The sequence below is a fragment of the Rhizobium sp. BK491 genome (assembly GCF_014194925.1).
Taxonomy (GTDB): domain Bacteria; phylum Pseudomonadota; class Alphaproteobacteria; order Rhizobiales; family Rhizobiaceae; genus Rhizobium.
Window position 1 is genome coordinate 1 of record NZ_JACIAR010000038.1, and the last position, 1,611, is coordinate 1,611.

The following is a 1,611-nucleotide window of genomic DNA, read 5'->3' on the forward strand; positions in this document are numbered from 1 at the left end:
AGGGCACAAAGTTCCCGTGCCCTTCAAGGCTGCGCTACCACCTCGCCATCAAATCTAAAATCCACTGACAAGGTGCGACCGGCACGCCGCTTACGCGCTTTTGGCCGCGCCCGCAGCTTAACGGAACGATTTCGAGCCCGCCGGCCCAAAGGATTAACAGTGCACTCTTCACCGCGACCCCGGCGTACGCAATGAAGCCGCCTGTTGAGTTTCAGCAGGAATGGATCCACTTTTTCATTTCGCGTTGGCCCACCAAATCCGACGCAGCGAAGTGTCCGCAAATAATTTTGTTCGGCCTGAGTAGGATCACGGCCAGATAGAAAAATGGGTCAACCTGATCCGATAATTAATACTCGCGCTCGCGAGCCGTTTTCGTACCTCTCGCTCGACCGGCTGTAGAGTGCGCCAAGCAAGGCTGGCTGAAGCAAAAAACGGCGCGAACGAAAAGACATCGCCATAAATTTGGCGTGAAGCTGCCGCCGCGGTCGTCCCCTCTCGGCCCGAAGCGACCTCCACCTGCGGATAAGGGCTAATTCTCCGCCACAATAAACTCAGGGGAAATGTTGCGATAATTGCTATGGGGCTACTTGTCGGGTTTGGCGGGCAAGCGCGTAGACAACCAAGATACTTAGGACGAAGCCAACAAGCGCAAGATAAAGGCTACTGGAAAAGTTGCGGACATCCTCCTCCACTATAGTGGTGTTTCCCGCAACGCGAAAGCGTGCGACGCGGCCACCCGTATCGAGCACCACCTCCGTTTCAACCACTGGCACGCGGTTTCCGAAGGCATCGGCGACGTTGTAGTAGCGCTCGTAGTTCCTATCGAGGGGTGCTTCCAGTTCGGAAACTACCGGTAGGTTCGACGCACCAAGAGATGACGAGACAAGCGGCGGCGCGGTATAGCCGCCAAGCGGCTCAACCATCCAGTACCAGCCCGTCTTCGGTTGCATGAAACGAAGATCGCCGATCTGCGGGCTTCCTACCAACCCACCCCCATCACCTATCGTTACCGAATCGATGACGTTATAGAGCTCGGCTCGTAGCAGATCATGAAAGTCGCGTTCAACGCTTTTACGGTAGATGTTGGAAATGAAGAACCCAATCACCAAAATTGCCACGGCCGACCAAAGCGTGATGAGCAGCAAATCGAGACTGAATAGCGATTTAATTCGGATTGGCTGGAACTTGAGTGTAGTAACCGCGTCCGGGTGTCCTGTGCTTGAAAATAACGTCATGCCGCCAACTTTCCGCAAGGATATCATCTAAAACTAGTTAGCCACATGCACCTGAACGGCCAATGAATGGTGGTAAAGCTAAGCGATGCCGACCCCTTCCGGCCCATACCCGTATGGCTGGTTTGGCCGTTGGGTTCTGCGATAGAAAGATGTCCGCCGATTAGCGGGCTAATGGGCTAGTGCAGCTTTAGCTGCAAGTTCCAGCGGAGTGTCGGCACCGTTCTTGAGTTCCTCGCGCGTCAAAGGAATAAACACGTTGAGAGGTGGCTCGGGAAATCTGCACAGCTAGGATAAGTGGAATTTCTGCCTGAGTTCGGCTTAGATGCCGGGAACAGGAGATACGATGACGAGACGACCGCGCCGGAACCACAGCCCG

At 54.7% G+C, this 1,611-nt stretch carries 1 pseudogene; it reads right to left on the reverse strand.

Going from position 1 to position 1,611, the window contains the following annotated elements:
• Window positions 1–602: 602 nt before the first annotated feature.
• Window positions 603–1,175, reverse strand: a pseudogene (locus FHX05_RS30200) (histidine kinase); the annotation flags it as partial.
• Window positions 1,176–1,611: the final 436 nt, after the last annotated feature.